Annotated in this window: 12 protein-coding genes; 2 read left to right on the top strand and 10 right to left on the bottom strand. The window is 66.3% G+C overall.

Translation table 11 applies throughout. The annotated features are described in order from the left end of the window. Positions 1-477: 477 nt before the first annotated feature. From QZM35_RS30485 to QZM35_RS30440, 10 genes are all read right to left on the bottom strand, one after another. On the bottom strand, positions 478-1,233 hold the full coding sequence (locus tag QZM35_RS30485; RefSeq protein ID WP_089430402.1) for an ABC transporter ATP-binding protein: 756 nt from the start codon (positions 1,231-1,233) through the stop codon (positions 478-480). Next, complete coding sequence (locus tag QZM35_RS30480; protein WP_089424145.1) at positions 1,233-3,017, bottom strand: ATP-binding cassette domain-containing protein; 1,785 nt, start codon at positions 3,015-3,017, stop codon at positions 1,233-1,235. The genes QZM35_RS30485 and QZM35_RS30480 overlap by 1 nt, the downstream gene beginning before the upstream one ends. Positions 3,018-3,021: 4 nt before the next feature. After that, positions 3,022-4,077 (bottom strand): branched-chain amino acid ABC transporter permease, encoded by a 1,056-nt coding sequence (locus QZM35_RS30475; RefSeq protein WP_089424144.1) that lies wholly within the window; start codon positions 4,075-4,077, stop codon positions 3,022-3,024. Between the two features lie 207 nt (positions 4,078-4,284). Then, positions 4,285-5,442: an ABC transporter substrate-binding protein gene (locus tag QZM35_RS30470; protein WP_301777396.1), complete on the bottom strand. Its 1,158-nt coding sequence runs from the start codon at positions 5,440-5,442 to the stop codon at positions 4,285-4,287. Between the two features lie 1,125 nt (positions 5,443-6,567). After that, on the bottom strand, positions 6,568-7,542 hold the full coding sequence (locus QZM35_RS30465) for a branched-chain amino acid ABC transporter permease (RefSeq protein ID WP_175237700.1): 975 nt from the start codon (positions 7,540-7,542) through the stop codon (positions 6,568-6,570). Then, positions 7,542-8,426 carry a branched-chain amino acid ABC transporter permease gene (locus QZM35_RS30460; protein ID WP_089424140.1) on the bottom strand — a complete coding sequence of 295 codons (885 nt, stop codon included), beginning with the start codon at positions 8,424-8,426 and terminating at the stop codon, positions 7,542-7,544. Before QZM35_RS30460 ends, QZM35_RS30465 begins: the two co-directional genes overlap by 1 nt. 128 nt (positions 8,427-8,554) lie before the next feature. Further along, positions 8,555-9,754 carry an ABC transporter substrate-binding protein gene (locus tag QZM35_RS30455; protein ID WP_089424139.1) on the bottom strand — a complete coding sequence of 400 codons (1,200 nt, stop codon included), beginning with the start codon at positions 9,752-9,754 and terminating at the stop codon, positions 8,555-8,557. 77 nt (positions 9,755-9,831) lie between these two features. Beyond that, positions 9,832-10,587, bottom strand: a complete 756-nt coding sequence (locus QZM35_RS30450; RefSeq protein WP_089424138.1) for an ABC transporter ATP-binding protein — start codon at positions 10,585-10,587, stop codon at positions 9,832-9,834. After that, positions 10,584-11,363: an ABC transporter ATP-binding protein gene (locus tag QZM35_RS30445; protein ID WP_021160426.1), complete on the bottom strand. Its 780-nt coding sequence runs from the start codon at positions 11,361-11,363 to the stop codon at positions 10,584-10,586. The genes QZM35_RS30450 and QZM35_RS30445 overlap by 4 nt, the downstream gene beginning before the upstream one ends. 469 nt (positions 11,364-11,832) lie before the next feature. After that, complete coding sequence (locus tag QZM35_RS30440; RefSeq protein WP_301777395.1) at positions 11,833-13,518, bottom strand: GMC family oxidoreductase; 1,686 nt, start codon at positions 13,516-13,518, stop codon at positions 11,833-11,835. Between the two features lie 169 nt (positions 13,519-13,687). Here QZM35_RS30440 and QZM35_RS30435 point away from each other — a divergent pair, with 169 nt between their 5' ends. Both QZM35_RS30435 and QZM35_RS30430 read left to right on the top strand, forming a co-directional pair. Further along, on the top strand, positions 13,688-14,587 hold the full coding sequence (locus tag QZM35_RS30435; RefSeq protein ID WP_089424136.1) for a LysR family transcriptional regulator: 900 nt from the start codon (positions 13,688-13,690) through the stop codon (positions 14,585-14,587). Positions 14,588-14,822: 235 nt separating this feature from the next. Then, entirely contained in the window at positions 14,823-15,356 is a 534-nt protein-coding gene (locus QZM35_RS30430; protein WP_069246759.1) for a class IV adenylate cyclase, read from the top strand. The last annotated feature ends 22 nt before the right edge of the window (positions 15,357-15,378 follow it).

Raw genomic sequence — 15,378 nt, 5'->3', positions numbered from 1 at the left:
TTTCGACGATTTTTCGGCGTTGGACCGATGAATCTGTGGTTCCGCGCCTACGCCTGCGAATAATCCGGCCCGCCGCCGCACATCGTTGCGCCTGTGCAGAGATCCATGTGCCGAGAAATTTCACGTGGAACATATAACCCGTTCGAGGCCTGTGCCCCGCCCAACACCCAGGCGAAACACCCTGTGCGCCCGTCCTCACAGAATTTCCGTCGGTACGCTCGACACTTATCCCCTGTGACCCGGCACATCATCATTCTGTGGAACGAGTGGCAGCCAGCTCCGATCGACAAACCGGATCGCCATTTGCGCTTGAGATACCTCCCCCACCGCCACTGCACAGAGCTTTTGATTGTTCCTCCGGTACTTATCCCCTGGTTGTTAACCGCCGATGCATGGGAGTCAGACCTCCACCCAAAAACAAAAGCGGCGTGTTTCACGTGAAACACGCCGCCCGTTCCCCACCCACCGCGCCTCCGATCAAGCCGTTTTCTTCGCTAACCCGAGGTAGGTTTCGATCACACGTGGATTCTGCGCGAGTTCCGCCGCCGGCCCTTCCAGCGCAAACTCTCCCGTCTCCAGCACGTAGCCGTAGTCGGAGATCTGCAGCGCAGCCCGCGCATTCTGCTCGATCAGCAGCGTCGCCACGCCCGTCCCGCGCAACGCGCTGATGATATGAAAGATCTCCTTCACGATCAGCGGCGCCAGCCCGAGGCTCGGCTCATCGAGCATCAGCAGGTCGGGCTTGCCCATCAGCGCGCGGCCAACCGCGAGCATCTGCCGCTCGCCGCCGGACAGCGTGCCGGCCGCCTGCTTGCGCCGCTCCTTCAAACGCGGAAACAGCGCGAACACGTGATCGAGCTGGTCGAGGAAGTTCGCTTCACCCGCCAGCTTGCGTCGATACGCGCCCAGCACGAGGTTGTCCTCAACCGTCATCGTGCTGAACAGCTCGCGCTTTTCCGGCACGAGGCACATCCCGCGTGCGACGCGCTGCTCGACCGGCAATGCACCGACATCGTGACCGCGATACACGACCGCGCCCGACGCATGCCCGGTCACCGGCAGCGCGCCCATGATCGCGTTCAGCAGCGTCGATTTGCCGGCCCCGTTCGGCCCAATCACGCTGACGATCTGTCCCGCACCAACCTTGATCGCCGCGCCGTGCAGCGCCTCCACCTTCCCGTACCGGACCGCCAGCCCGCGCACGTCGAGAATCGGCATCGTCGTGTCCGTCATCACTCCACCCCGCCCAGATACGCTTCGAGCACCGCCGGATCCTGTTGCACGTCTTGCGGCAGCCCTTCCGCGATCCGCGTGCCGAATTCCATCACCACCAGCCGGTCGGTGAGATTCATCACGAAATCCATGTCGTGTTCCACGAGCAACACGCTCATGCCTTCCGCCTTCAGCCGCCGCAGCAGGTCGGCGAGTTGCTGCTTCTCCTGGTAACGCAGCCCGGCGGCCGGCTCGTCGAGCAGCAGCAGCGTCGGGTCGCAGCACAGCGCCCGCGCGATTTCGAGAATCCGTTGCTGGCCCAGCGCGAGGCTGCCCGCTTCGTCGTACATGTGCTTTTCGAGCCCGACGCGGCGGATCTGCTGTGCAGCCTCGGCCAGCAACTGCGCTTCCTCGTGGGCATTGAGCCGCACGACGCTGCGCCACACGCCCGTATGGCCGCGCAGGTGCGCACCGATCGCAACGTTCTCGAGCACCGTCATCGCCGGCAACAGCTTCACGTGCTGGAACGTCCGGCCGATGCCGCGGCGGACGATCTGGCGCGACGTGAGCCCGTCGATGCGCTCGCCACGGAACGTGATCGTGCCGCCCGTCGGCTTCAGCACGCCCGTCACGAGGTTGAACGTGGTCGACTTGCCGGCGCCGTTCGGGCCGATCAGCCCGATGATCTGCCCCGCTTTCACGTCGAAGCTGACGTCGTTGACGGCCACGAGGCCGCCGAACTGCTTGCGCGCGTTGTCGACGACGAGCAGCGGCTCGCCGGCCGCGGGCTTCGCGCGTTGCGGCAACGGGTCGGCGTGCTCGGGTACATGCGCACGCGGCCCGCGCGGGAACAGCCTGGCGACGAACGGCCATACGCCCTGGCGGGCGTACTGCAGCAGCAGCACCATCAGCACGCCGAACACGATGATCTCGAAGTTGCCTTCCGAACCGAGCAGCTTCGGCAACAGCGTCTGCAGGTAATCCTGCAGCACGGTCAGGATCGCCGCGCCGAGCACGGCGCCCCACACGTGCGACACGCCGCCGACCACGGCCATGAACAGGAACTCGATCCCGTGGTTCAGCCCGAACGGTGTCGGGTTCACCGCACGCTGCAGGTGTGCGTACAGGAAGCCCGAGATGGCCGCGAGCACGGCCGCATAGACGAAGATCACGACGCGCATCCACGCGGTGTTCACGCCCATCGCCTCGGCCATCACGCCGCCGCCGCGCAGCGCACGGATCGCGCGACCCGGGCGGCTGTTCAGCAGGTTCTGCACCGACACGATCGCCGCCAGCACGACGGCCCAGATCAGGAAATACAGGCTGCGGCCGCTGTCGAGCGTGATGCCGAACAGGTTCAGCGCCGGAATCCCGTTGATCCCGTCGTACTTGCCGAGCAGTTCGAGATTGCCGAACAGGTAGAACAGCGCGAGGCCCCACGCGATCGTGCCGAGCGGCAGGAAGTGGCCGGACAGCCGCATCGTGACCGCGCCAAGCACGAGCGCGACGAGCGCCGTCAGCACGACACCGACGATCAGTGCAAGCCACGGTGACACGCCGTAGCGCGTCGTCAGGAGCGCGGTCGCATACGCGCCGATGCCGACGAACGCGGCCTGCCCGAAGCTCGTCATCCCGCCGACGCCCGTGAGCAGCACGAGCCCGATCGCGACGATCGCGTAGAGACCGATGTAGTTCAGCAGCGTGATCCAGTATTCCGGCACCTGCAGCGCGCCGGGCAGCACCGGCAGCGCGAACAGCACCACGAGAAACACCCAGAAGGTCTTGTTGCGTACCATCGTCTTCATCGTGTCACTCCTCTTCCTCTTCCGCGTGCGGCGTGGCGAAGCTCCGCCACAGCAGCACCGGAATGATCAGCGTGAACACGATCACCTCCTTGTACGCGCTCGCCCAGAACGACGAATACGATTCGAGCACGCCGACGAGCAGCGAGCCGGCGGCCGCGAGCGGATAGCTGACGAGCCCGCCGATGATCGCGCCGACGAAACCCTTCAGGCCGATCAGGAAGCCAGAGTCGTAGTAGATCGTCGTCAGCGGGCCGACGAGGATCCCGGACAGCACGCCGAGCCCCGCCGCGAACGTGAACGCGAGCCGCCCGGCCTCGGTCGTGCCGATGCCGACGAGCCGCGCGCCGAGCCGGTTCACCGACGTCGCGCGCAGCGCCTTGCCGGCGATCGTGCGGCCGAAGTACACGTAGAGCGCGCCGATCAGCACGAGCGCCGTCACGACGACCAGGATGCTCTGCACCGACACGGTCATGCTGCCGATCGACAGCGACGCATCCGAGAAGCCGTTGGTGCGCGAGCCTTCCGCGCCGAACATCACGAGCCCCAGGCCGACCATCGCGAAGTGGACGGCGACCGACACGATCAGCAGCAGCAGCGTCGTGCCTTCCGCGATCGGCTGGTAGACGAGCCGGTAGACGAACGGCCCCATCGGCACGACGATCGCGAGCGTCAGTGCGATCTGCGCGAGCATCGGCAGCGGCTGCACGGCGAAGCTGCGTGTGATCGCGAACACGGCGAGCGGCAGCAGGATGTAGCGGCTGCCGAGTGTCGCGAGCGTGCGGCCGAGCTGATGGCGCCGTTCGCGATGCCGGATCAGGCCGCCGACTTCGAGCAGGAAGCACGCGATGCCCATCACGAACAGCAGCCAGCAGGTGGCGGGGAATTTCTGCGCCTGCAACGCGGCAAGCGTCAGCGCACCGTAGGCGACGAATTCGCCCTGGGGAATGAAGATCACCCGCGTGACGGAAAACACCAGTACGAGCGCCAGCGACAGCAATGCATATATGGCGCCGGTCGTGATGCCGTCTTGCGCGAGGATCGCTGCAATCGAGAGATCCATACGTTTCGTGTATCGAGAATGCTGCGGTGAAACGAAAGACAGGAACGGCCGGGGCGCACGAGCCGCAAGATCGACACGTCAGGCGCCATGCAGCGAGCCCCTGCGGTTCCACACGACATGGGCATGGTCGCGGCCCGTCGGGCCCGGCGCCCTGCCGACGGCATGCACGGCGCCATTCGCGCCGCGCACGCCGGTTTCACGTGATGCTTACTCGGCCTGCAGCTTCCACTTGCCGTCGACGATCTGCACCATCACACGCGCACGCGTGTCGAAGCCGTTGTGGTCGGTCGCCGTCATGTTGATCACGCCGTGCGACACCGGCAGGTCCTTCACGTTCTCGATCGACGCGCGCAGCGCCTCGCGGAACGCCTCGGTGCCCGGCTGGCCCTTCTTCAGCGCTTCCGGAATCGCACGCTGCAGCAGCAGCCCGGCATCCCACGCATGGCCGCCGAACGTCGCGAGCGAGCCCGCGCCGTACGCCTTCTCGTACGCGGCCTTGTAGCCGAGCGCCGGCTTCTTCACCGGGTTCGAATCGGGCAGCTGGTCGGTCACGAGCACCGGGCCGGCGGGCAGGATCTCGCCTTCGCAATCCTTGCCGCACACGCGCAGGAAGTCGTTGTTCGCGACGCCGTGTGTCTGGTACACCTTGCCCTTGTAGCCGCGCGCCTTCAGCGTCTTCGCCGGCAGCGCCGCCGGCGTGCCCGAGCCGGCGATCAGCACCGCATCCGGATTCGAGCCCATCAGCTTCAGCACCTGCCCCATCACCGACGCGTCGGTGCGGTTGTAGCGCTCGTTCGATACCACCTTCAGCCCGTTCTTCGCGGCCGCCGCATCGAACGTCTTGTACCAGCTGTCGCCGTACGCATCGGCGAAACCGATGAAGCCGACCGTCTTCACGCCGTGCTTCGCCATGTAGCCGGCGATCGCGTCGGCCATCAGCTGGTCGTTCTGCGGCACCTTGAACATCCATGCGCGTTTCGCGTCCATCGGCGAAATGATCTGGGCGCTCGCCGCGAGCGAGATCGTCGGCGTCTTGCCCTGCGACACGGGGTCGAGCATTGCCAGCGAGTTCGGCGTGACCGACGAGCCGATGATCGCGTCGACGTGATCTTCATCGATCAGCTTGCGCACGTTCTGCACCGCGCGGCTCGTGTCGGATGCGTCGTCGAGCACGATGTACTGCACGCTCTTGCCGGCGATTTCCTTCGGCAGCAGCGCGATCGTGTTCTTTTCCGGAATCCCGAGCGACGCGGCCGGCCCGGTGGCCGACAGCGTCACGCCGATCTTCACCTGCGCCGACGCCGTTGCCGCCGCGCACACGAGGCCCGCGGCGAGCGCGGCCTCCATCCATCGATTCATCTTCATTTACGTTGTCTCCAAACGCTGCTCGAAAAAGCCTCGGGTCGCTCGGGCGGCTCCCGGTCCCCAAACAAGTTAATAAATTAACTATCTCGCCATACCGCGTCTACGCTCGTTTTCCCGTGAAACACCCCATCTTCAACGGCACCCGGACGGCACCACGCGCGGACGCACCGGCCGGCGGTCGAAACGGTCGTTCGACCGTCACGATGCGCAGCGGCGGTGTCGTCTGGATGAAGAAAGCGGAGAAAGGCGGAATCGTGTGCGCAATCGATGTATGCGCAACAATCAAGGAAAAGCACGTCGATCCGGCCTGACGCGGCCAGGCTCGCGAGCGGCGCACGATCGGGAAGCCGGCCGCTCATGCGAATGCGGATGCGAATATCGACACGGATGCGCACGCAACGACCGGCGATGACGCCGGAACGCGCCTACAGGCCGCAGAACGGCTCGGGAAGGCCGCGGCGACAGCAGCCCAACCCCACGACGAACGAACGGCACCCGCCGCCCTTCCTGCCCCGATCCATCGTCCTGCGCTGCTCATCCAACCGTACTCCCTCTTCTGCATTCTGCTTGTAGGAGAACTGCCGACCGATTTTCCCGACCGCGCGGTCGGCGAAAGCTGAGTGTAACGGACGCGTTTTGCGCACGCCAACCGGGTTAGCCCGAACGGCCGGCGCACGGCTGCGCATCGTTGGCGAACGAATCGTGGGAAAGCGGAAATCTGGAAAACGGGGGACGCGGCGAAGCGCGGAAGAAGCGCGGTGCGAACGCAAGCGCGGAATACGGCCACCGCGCAGGCCGCTGCACCAACAGCGCAAATCCGTGCACGCAAATGAAAAAGCGCTGTTGGATTCCGTCCAACAGCGCTTTGGGGTCCGGGCACTTTGTGCCTCGATTGTCTCCTCGTTCTCCACCTGCAAATTCGTTTCGCGGTGCATCAGAACTAGGGTGAATCTTAAAGAGGCTTAAGCACCACGACAACTTAGCATTTACCCCTATGGTGCATCGCCGCACGAAAATGGGGCACTAGTCTGCCGCACGGCGCCGGCCCGAGCCCGCTCCTGCGCCCTTCCGGAGCATGCCGGATGGTGCTTCGCATCAACGCCCGGGGACGCGCGCCGCACGCATTCAGGACGCCCTGAGCGGCTTGATCCGCGCGACCATTTCACCGACGATGCCGCGCCGGAACGCGAGCACGCATGCGATGAAGATCAGTCCGGTGACGATCGTCGCCGATTCGCCGAGCGAATGGAACCATGCGACGCCCGTCGTCGACGCGAGCCATTCGCCGATGTCGCCGAGCCGGTCTTCCAGCGCGACGATCAGCGCCGCGCCCAGCAGCGGCCCGAACAGCGTGCCCATCCCGCCGACGAGCGTCATCAGCACGACGAGGCCCGACATCGTCCAGTAGGCGTCCGACAGCGTCTCGAAGCCGAGCACGAGCACCTTCAGCGAGCCGGCCAGCCCCGCGATGCCCGCCGACAGGATGAACGCGAGCAGCTTGAAGCGGTCGGTGTCGTAGCCGAGCGAGATCGCGCGCGCTTCGTTCTCCTTGATCGCGACGAGCACCTGGCCGAACGGCGAATGCACGACCCGCACGATGAACGCGCACGCGGCGACCACCACGGCCAGCACGACGTAGTACAGCGCGACGTCGTTCGACAGGTCGAGCAGCCCGAACAGGCGGCCGCGCGGCACGCCCTGCAGCCCGTCCTCGCCGTGCGTGAACGGCGCCTGCAGGTAGATGAAGTAGACCATCTGCGCGAACGCGAGCGTGATCATCGCGAAGTAGATCCCCTGCCGCCGGATCGCGAACAGCCCGACGACGAGCCCGAGCAGCGTCGCGGCAACGGTGCCGACCAGCACGCCGAGCTCCGGCGTGAAACCGAGCGTCTGCATCGAATAACCGGTCGCATAGCCGGCGGTCGCGAGGAACATCGCATGGCCGAACGACAGCAGCCCCGTATAGCCGATCAGCAGGTTGAACGCGGCCGCGAACAGCGCGAACGTGAGCACCTTCATCACGAACACCGGATACGCGCCGATGAACGGCGCGGCGAGCAGTGCGGCGAGCAGCACGCCGTAGAGCACTTTTCTCTGCATCATTTTTCCTTGCCGAAGAGGCCCGCCGGGCGGAACAGCAGCACGATCGCCATGATCACGAACACGACCGTGGCCGACGCTTCGGGGTAGAACACGCGCGTGAAGCCCTCGATCACGCCGAGCAGCAGGCCCGTGACGATCGAGCCGAGGATCGAGCCCATCCCGCCGATCACGACCACCGCGAACACGGTGATGATCATCGGCTGGCCCATCAGCGGCGACACCTGGATCACCGGCGCGGCCAGCACGCCCGCGAACGCGGCGAGCGCGACGCCGAAACCGTAGGTGAGCGTGATCATCATCGGCACGTTCACGCCGAATGCCTCGACGAGCTTCGGGTTCTCGGTGCCCGCCCGCAGGTACGCGCCCAGGCGCGTCTTCTCGATCACGAACCACGTCGCGAGACATACCGCGAGCGACGCGACCACCACCCACGCGCGGTAGTTCGGCAGGAACATGAAGCCAAGGTTGGTGGCACCGGACAGCTGCGACGGCACGTCGTACGGCTGGCCGGACGAACCGTAGATCGACCGGAACACGCCTTCGACGACCAGCGTAAGCCCGAACGTGAGCAGCAGCCCGTACAGGTGATCGAGCTTGTACAGCCAGCGCAGCATCGAGCGTTCGATCAGGATCCCGAACGCACCGACCAGCAGCGGCGCGATCACGAGCATCGCCCAGTACGGCAGCCCGAAATACGACAGGCCCATCCACGCGAGCATCGCGCCCAGCATGAACAGCGCGCCGTGCGCGAAGTTGATCACGTTGAGCAGCCCGAAGATCACCGCGAGCCCGAGGCTCAGGATCGCGTAGAACGAGCCGTTGACGAGCCCGAGCAGCAACTGGCTCAGCATCGCCGGCAACGGAATGCCAAAGATTTCCATCGACTTAGCCGTCAGAATGAGTTTCGTTGCGCGCGCAACCTTCATGCAGCGCGTGCGCGGGCGGCGCAGCGGGCACATCGCTGCGGCCGCCACCGAGCGGCGCGCCCGCGCGCGCCGCTACGTCCTGCCTACTTCCACAACGCGCAGCGCGTTTCCTGCTTGGTCCCGAACGCCTGCTCGCCCGGAATCGTCGCGAGCACCTTGTAGTAATCCCACGGCTCCTTCGATTCCGCCGGCTTCTTCACTTCCATCAGGTACATGTCGTGGATCATGCTGCCGTCCGTGCGGATATAGCCCTTTGCGTAGAAGTCGTTGATCTTGATCTTCTTCAGCTCGGCCATCACCTTGTCGGAGTCGGTCGTACCGGCGGCCTGGACTGCCTTCAGGTAGGTCGTCACCGACGAGTAATCGGCCGCCTGCAGGCTCGACGGCATCTTCTTCATCTTGCCGAAGTAGCGCTGCGCCCACTGGCGCGACGCCGCATCGCGGTTCCAGTACCAGCTGTCGGTCAGCACCAGGCCCTGCGTCGTCTCGAGGCCGAGGCTGTGCACGTCGTCGATGAACATCAGCAGCGCGGCGAGCTTCATCGTCTTCGTGATGCCGAATTCCTTCGCGGCCTTGATCGAGTTGATCGTGTCGCCGCCCGCGTTCGCGAGGCCGAGGATCTGCGCCTTCGACGATTGCGCCTGCAGCAGGAACGACGAGAAATCCGATGCCGACAGCGGGTGGCGCACCGCGCCGAGCACCTGGCCGCCGTTCGCCTTCACGACGTCCGACGTGTTCTTCTCGAGCGCCTTGCCGAATGCATAGTCGGCCGTCAGGAAGAACCACGACTTGCCGCCCTGCTTCACCACCGCCGAACCGGTGCCCTTCGCGAGCGCCATCGTGTCGTACGCGTAGTGGACCGTGTACGGCGTGCACTGCTCGTTGGTCAGCGTGTCGGCGCCCGCGCCGATGTTGATGTAGACCTTCTTCTTCTCGGCCGCGACCTGGTTCATCGACAGCGCGGTGGCCGAGTTCGTGCCGCCGACCAGCAGGTCGAGCCCGCCGCGGTCCATCCATTCGCGCGCCTTCGACGCGGCGATGTCGGCCTTGTTCTGGTGATCGGCATAGACGACCTCGATCGGCTTGCCGAGCACCTTGCCGCCGAAGTCGGCCACTGCCATGCGGATCGCCTCGAGGCCGCCCTGCCCGTCGATATCCGCGTAAAGCCCCGACATGTCGGTGATGAAGCCGATCTTCACGGTATCCGCCGCGTGTGCGGCGCCGGCGGTGAGCGCGGCGGTCGCGAGTGCGAGACAGGCCTGTGCGAGGGTCTTCATTTTCATTGACGTCTCCTGTTGTTCTGATGCGTTGTGGTTGTTCGAGGGCCGCCACGGCTAGCGGCAAGGGAAACGGGGCGGCGTCACACCCCGAGCAGGTCGTGCAGGGTCGGCATCTTGCTTTCCAGTTCGGCCGCCTGGAAATGCTCGACGATGCTGCCGTGCTCCATCACGTAGAACCGGTCGGCGAGCGGCGCGGCGAACCGGAAATTCTGTTCGACCATCACGATCGTGTAGCCGCGCGCCTTCAGCGCGACGATCATCCGCGCGAGCGCCTGCACGATCACCGGTGCGAGGCCTTCGGAGATCTCGTCGAGCAGCAGCAGGTTCGCGCCGGTGCGCAGGATCCGCGCGACCGCGAGCATCTGCTGCTCGCCGCCGGACAGACGCGTGCCCTGGCTCTGCCGGCGCGACGCGAGGTTCGGGAACATCGCGTAGATCTCGTCGATCGGCATCGCGTGCTCGCGCGGCCCGATCAGCGGCGGCAGCAGCAGGTTCTCCTCGCACGACAGGCTCGAGAAGATCCCGCGCTCCTCCGGGCAGTAGCCGATGCCGTAATGCGCGATGCGGTGCGTCGCGAGGCCGATCGTCTCGTTGCCCGCGACCTTGATCGACCCGCTGCGGCGGCCCGTGAGGCCCATGATCGCGCGCAGCGTCGTCGTGCGGCCCGCGCCGTTGCGGCCGAGCAGCGTGACGACTTCACCGCGATGCACCGTCAGGTCGACACCGTGCAATATGTGGGATTCCCCGTACCAGGCCTCCAGGCCCGTGATCTCCAGCGCGGGCGTACCGCTTTCGACGCCGCTCAATTCGCGTTCCTCCCGTTCGCTGTGCTTCATGCGTGCGCCCCCGCGAGCGCCGCGTCGGCGCTGCCCATGTAGGCCTCGATGACGAGCGGATTCTTCGACACTTCCGCATACGAGCCTTCGGCCAGCACCTCGCCGCGTTGCAGGACGGTGATCGTGTCGGAGATGCCCGCGATCACGTTCATGTTGTGCTCGACCATCAGGATCGTGCGGCCGCTCGCGACCTTCTTGATCAGCGCGGTCACGCGATCGACGTCCTCGTGGCCCATCCCCTGCGTGGGCTCGTCGAGCAGCATCAGTTCGGGCTCCATCGCGAGCGTGGTCGCGATCTCCAGCGCGCGCTTGCGGCCGTACGCGAGCTCGACGGTCGGCACCTGCGCGAAATCGGTGAGGCCGACCTGCGTGAGCAGGTCCATCGCGCGGTCGTCGAGCCGCTTCAGCGTGCGTTCGCTGCGCCAGAAATGGAATTCGGTGCCGAGCGCGCGCTGCAGGCCGATGCGCACGTTCTGCAGCGCGGTCAGGTGCGGAAAGACGGCCGAGATCTGGAACGAGCGGATGATGCCGCGCCGCGCGACCTGCGCGGGCCGCTCGTCGGTGATGTCGATGCCGTTGAAGACGATCTGGCCGGCCGTCGGCGTCAGGAATTTGGTGAGGAGGTTGAAGCAGGTGGTCTTGCCCGCGCCGTTCGGTCCGATCAGCGCATGGATCGCACCGCGACGCACACGCAGGTTCACGCCGTTGACGGCCGTGAAACCCCTGAATTCCTTGGTCAGTCCGCGTGTTTCCAGAATCGTGTCGCCGAGAATCATGTTCCCTTCCGTACGAAGTCAGGCGAAGCACCGGGAAGATTCGCGAGAAGCGTCCGCGAAACAGGTCAGCGGATGAGCGGGCTGCCCCGGGCGCCGTGTTACGCCTCGAGGGTGGTCTCCCGCGCCGACGCGTATGCACACTGCGCCACATTGTCTCGCCGTTGGTGCAGTGCAATCATCGGGATTTGCACTTATAGGGCTGGCCGCCCTGTCGCACGCGGCTGTGCACGGTTTTGCACGCTGTTTTTTTGACACGTGCATCATCGTGCGTTGACCATCCGCACGGCCCGGCACGCATGCAACAAAAAAGCCGTGCGGCTGCACGGCTTGCATGGATCTTGCGGGACGAACCGACGGTGTTCGCTGCTATCGGCACCCTCGGCACCGCTGCTGCAACAGCAGTTTGTTTCGCATATCGAATCAGCGGGCGTCATCATGACAGCCCGCTGTCGTGCGTGTCAGCGTTCCGTCACGCGGCTGTCACCGCCTGCTCCGTGCGCACCGGCGTCGCTTCGCGCGCCGCGCGGCGATCGGCACGAATCATGTCGCTCGCGCGCTCGGCGATCATCAGCGTCGGCGAATTAGTGTTGCCCGACGTAATGAACGGCATCACCGATGCATCGACGATTCGCAGCCCGGCGACGCCACGTACGCGCAGCCGGCTGTCGACCACCGCGCGCTCATCGTCGGCACGCCCCATCCGGCAGGTGCCGACCGGATGGAAGATCGTCGTGCCGACGGCGCCGGCCGCCTCGATCAGCTCGGCTTCGCTTCGATACTGCAGGCCCGGCAGGATTTCCGCCGGCCGATAGCGCGCGAGCGCCGGCGCGGACGCGATCCGGCGCGTGAGCCGCAGCGCGTTCGCGGCGACGTGGCGATCGTGATCGGTCGACAGATAGTTCGGTGCGATCGCGGGCGCCGCGCCCGGATCGGCGCTCGCGATATGCACGCTGCCGCGCGACGTCGGCCGCAGATGGCACACGGACGCCGTAAACGCGTTGAAGCTGTGCAGCGGCTCGCCGAAGCGCTCGAGCGACAACGGCTGCACGTGGTATTCGAGATCGGGGCGCGTGAGCGCGGGATCGTCGGGATCGGATTTTGCGAACGCGCCGAGCTGCGACGGCGCCATCGACATCGGCCCGCGCTGCAGCAACGCATATTCGGCGCCGATCATCAGCTTGCCCCACCAGTGCGCGGACAGCGTGTTGAGCGTGCGCACGCCTTCGACGCGAAACGCCATCCGCAATTGCAGGTGATCCTGCAGGTTTTCGCCGACGCCCGGCAGATCCTGCACGACGTCGATGCCGAGCGCCTGCAGCCGCCGGCCATCACCGACACCCGACAGTTCGAGCAGCTGCGGCGAATTCACCGCGCCGGACGTCAACAGCACCTCCGAACGCGCCCGCGCGACGTAATCCGTGCCGTCGCCGTGGTATTCGACGCCGACCGCGCGCCGCCCGTCGAAGATCACGCGCTGCGCCTGCGCGCCAGTGATCACGGTCAGGTTCGGGCGCGCCATCGCGGGCCGCAGGAACGCCTTCGACGTATTCCAGCGCACGCCGCGCTTCTGGTTCACCTCGAAATAGCCGACCCCGGCATTGTCGCCGCGGTTGAAATCGTCGGTTGCCGGGATGCCTGTCTGCTGCGCGGCCTGCGCGAACGATTCGAGGATCTCCCAGCGCAGCCGCTGCTTCTCGACACGCCAGTAGCCGCCCGCGCCGTGCGCGTCGCTCGCGCCCGCATGGTGATCCTCGCTGCGCTTGAAGATCGGCAGCACGCTGTCCCACGACCAGCCGGCGTCGCCGGTTTCCTGCGCCCAGCTGTCGTAATCCTCGCGCTGGCCGCGCATGTAGATCATCCCGTTGATCGACGAACAGCCGCCTAGCACCCGGCCGCGCGGATACGACAGCGCACGGCCGTTGAGCGCGGCTTCGGGTCGCGTCTTGTACAGCCAGTCGGTGCGCGGATTGCCGATGCAATACAGATAGCCGACCGGGATGTGGATCCAGTGATAGTCGTCCTTGCCGCCCGCTTCGAGCAGCAGCACGTGGATGTCGGGATCCTCGGTCAGGCGGTTCGCGAGCACGCAGCCCGCGGTGCCCGCGCCGACGATCACGTAATCGAATTCGCCTTCTAGCGTGCGTTGGGTAGTCACGGTTTGTCTCCTGTCACGCGGCGCAACGCCGCGCGTCATTTTCAGCATAGTGCGCCGCGAGCCACGCTTGCGGCCCCGCGCCACGACCGATGAAGCGTACTCCGGCCGCCGGCCGCCGATCCAATGAGTTATGCTGAACTGCGTTATAAGCTGCGCTCATATCACGACGATGGATCTCACCCTGCTCCGCGCGTTCGCGACGGTCGCGCGCGAAGGCAACCTGACGCGCGCCGCCGCGCAGCTGCACCTGACGCAGCCGGCGGTCAGCCTGCAGATCAAGCATCTGCAGGAAACGCTCGGCGTCACGTTGTTTACACGCACATCGCGCGGCCTCGCGCTCACGCGCGACGGCCAGACGCTGCTGCCGCATGCGGAACGTGCGCTCGCCGCGGCCGCCGACGTGCAGCGTGCCGCCGCTGCGCTGCGGCACGAGGTGCGCGGCCGGCTGCGGATCGGCACGATCCTCGACCCGGGCTTCCTGCGGCTCGGTGGCTTCCTGCGCGCGCTCGTCGAAACGCATCCGCAGATCGAGACGGCGCTGCGGCACGGGATGTCGGGCTGGGTGATCGAACAGGTGCGCACGCAGGCGCTCGACGTCGGCTACTACATCGGTCGGCCAGGCGAGGACGATCCGCTCGACGGCGCCCTGTTCCACACCGTCACGCTCACGCATTTCCAGTACCGCGTACTCGCGCCGGCCGGCTGGAAGGAGCGCGTGCAGCGCGCACACGACTGGCGCGCGCTTGCCACGCTGCCGTGGATCTGGACGCCGCCGGCGTCCGCGCACCACCGGCTGCTGTCGCGGCGCTTCGCGGAGGCCGGCGCGCAGCCGCTCAAGGTGGCCGAGGTCGACCAGGAGCAATCGATGCTCGACCTCGTCAAATCGGGGATCGGATTGACCCTCGCGCGCGACTCGACCGCGCTGGCCGAAGCGCACGCGCATGCGCTGACGATCGTCGAGCCCGTGACGGTGCCGACCGAACTGACGTTCGTGACGCTCGCCGAGCGGCGCGACGAACCGGCGATCGCGGCGGCGCTGCGGCTGATCGAAGCGCAGTGGGCGATATGAGTGCTGCTGATAGCGCTGGAACTGGCCGTGCACCGGACGTCAACGCCTGACACGTCGCCGGTCGGCAGCCGGCGACCGTGCGGGCCATCACGCGTGCGTGAATGGGGAAATCACGGGGCCGAGCCTCCCGGCCGCGGCGTGTCGCCGCGTCCCGCCGGTCGTCACGCCACCTTCGCGGGCTTTTTGCTAGATTGTGCGTTCGCACACCGCGAGACCCCGATTGAAGGAGACCCGCATGGCCCGCAACATCGAGATCAAAGCCCGCGCCCGCGAATTCGACCAGCTGCGCGAACAGGCGGCCAGGCTCGCGACCGAAGCGCCGCTGTTCTATCGCCAGCAGGATTTCTTCTATGACGTGCCGCGCGGCCGGCTCAAGCTGCGCCGCTTCGAGGACGGCACGCCGGCCGAACTGATCTTCTACCAGCGCGACGACCGCGACGGCCCGAAGGCGTCGTACTACACGCGCAGCCCGGTGACGAACCCCGACGCGATGCACGCGCTGCTCGCCACCGCGCTGACCACGCGCGGGATCGTGACGAAGGAACGGCACGTGTACCTCGCGGGCCGCACGCGCATCCACCTCGACCGCGTCGACGGCCTCGGCGATTTCATCGAGCTGGAAGTCGTGCTCGGCCCCGATGACGACGAAGCCGGCGGCGAAGCCGAAGCGCACGACGTGTTCGCGAAGCTCGGCGTGTCGCAGGACGACCTCGTCGCCGTCGCGTACGTCGACCTGCTGAACGCCGACACGCCGCACGAAGCGGCCTGATCCGGCCCTGCCCCGAGGCGGC

The organism is Burkholderia sp. AU45274, from assembly GCF_030482505.1.
Taxonomy (GTDB): domain Bacteria; phylum Pseudomonadota; class Gammaproteobacteria; order Burkholderiales; family Burkholderiaceae; genus Burkholderia.
Note: the sequence above shows the minus strand (reverse complement) of the source record. Positions and strands in the feature narration are given on the sequence as shown.

Bases quoted from the DNA above. Each gene is read 5' to 3' on its own strand.
- QZM35_RS30485 (WP_089430402.1), bottom strand. From the start codon at position 1,233: ATGACGGACACGACGATGCCGATTCTCGACGTGCGCGGGCTGGCGGTC.
- QZM35_RS30480 (WP_089424145.1), bottom strand. From the start codon at position 3,017: ATGAAGACGATGGTACGCAACAAGACCTTCTGGGTGTTTCTCGTGGTG.
- QZM35_RS30475 (WP_089424144.1), bottom strand. From the start codon at position 4,077: ATGGATCTCTCGATTGCAGCGATCCTCGCGCAAGACGGCATCACGACC.
- QZM35_RS30470 (WP_301777396.1), bottom strand. From the start codon at position 5,442: ATGAAGATGAATCGATGGATGGAGGCCGCGCTCGCCGCGGGCCTCGTG.
- QZM35_RS30465 (WP_175237700.1), bottom strand. From the start codon at position 7,542: ATGCAGAGAAAAGTGCTCTACGGCGTGCTGCTCGCCGCACTGCTCGCC.
- QZM35_RS30460 (WP_089424140.1), bottom strand. From the start codon at position 8,426: ATGGAAATCTTTGGCATTCCGTTGCCGGCGATGCTGAGCCAGTTGCTG.
- QZM35_RS30455 (WP_089424139.1), bottom strand. From the start codon at position 9,754: ATGAAAATGAAGACCCTCGCACAGGCCTGTCTCGCACTCGCGACCGCC.
- QZM35_RS30450 (WP_089424138.1), bottom strand. From the start codon at position 10,587: ATGAAGCACAGCGAACGGGAGGAACGCGAATTGAGCGGCGTCGAAAGC.
- QZM35_RS30445 (WP_021160426.1), bottom strand. From the start codon at position 11,363: ATGATTCTCGGCGACACGATTCTGGAAACACGCGGACTGACCAAGGAA.
- QZM35_RS30435 (WP_089424136.1), top strand. From the start codon at position 13,688: ATGGATCTCACCCTGCTCCGCGCGTTCGCGACGGTCGCGCGCGAAGGC.
- QZM35_RS30430 (WP_069246759.1), top strand. From the start codon at position 14,823: ATGGCCCGCAACATCGAGATCAAAGCCCGCGCCCGCGAATTCGACCAG.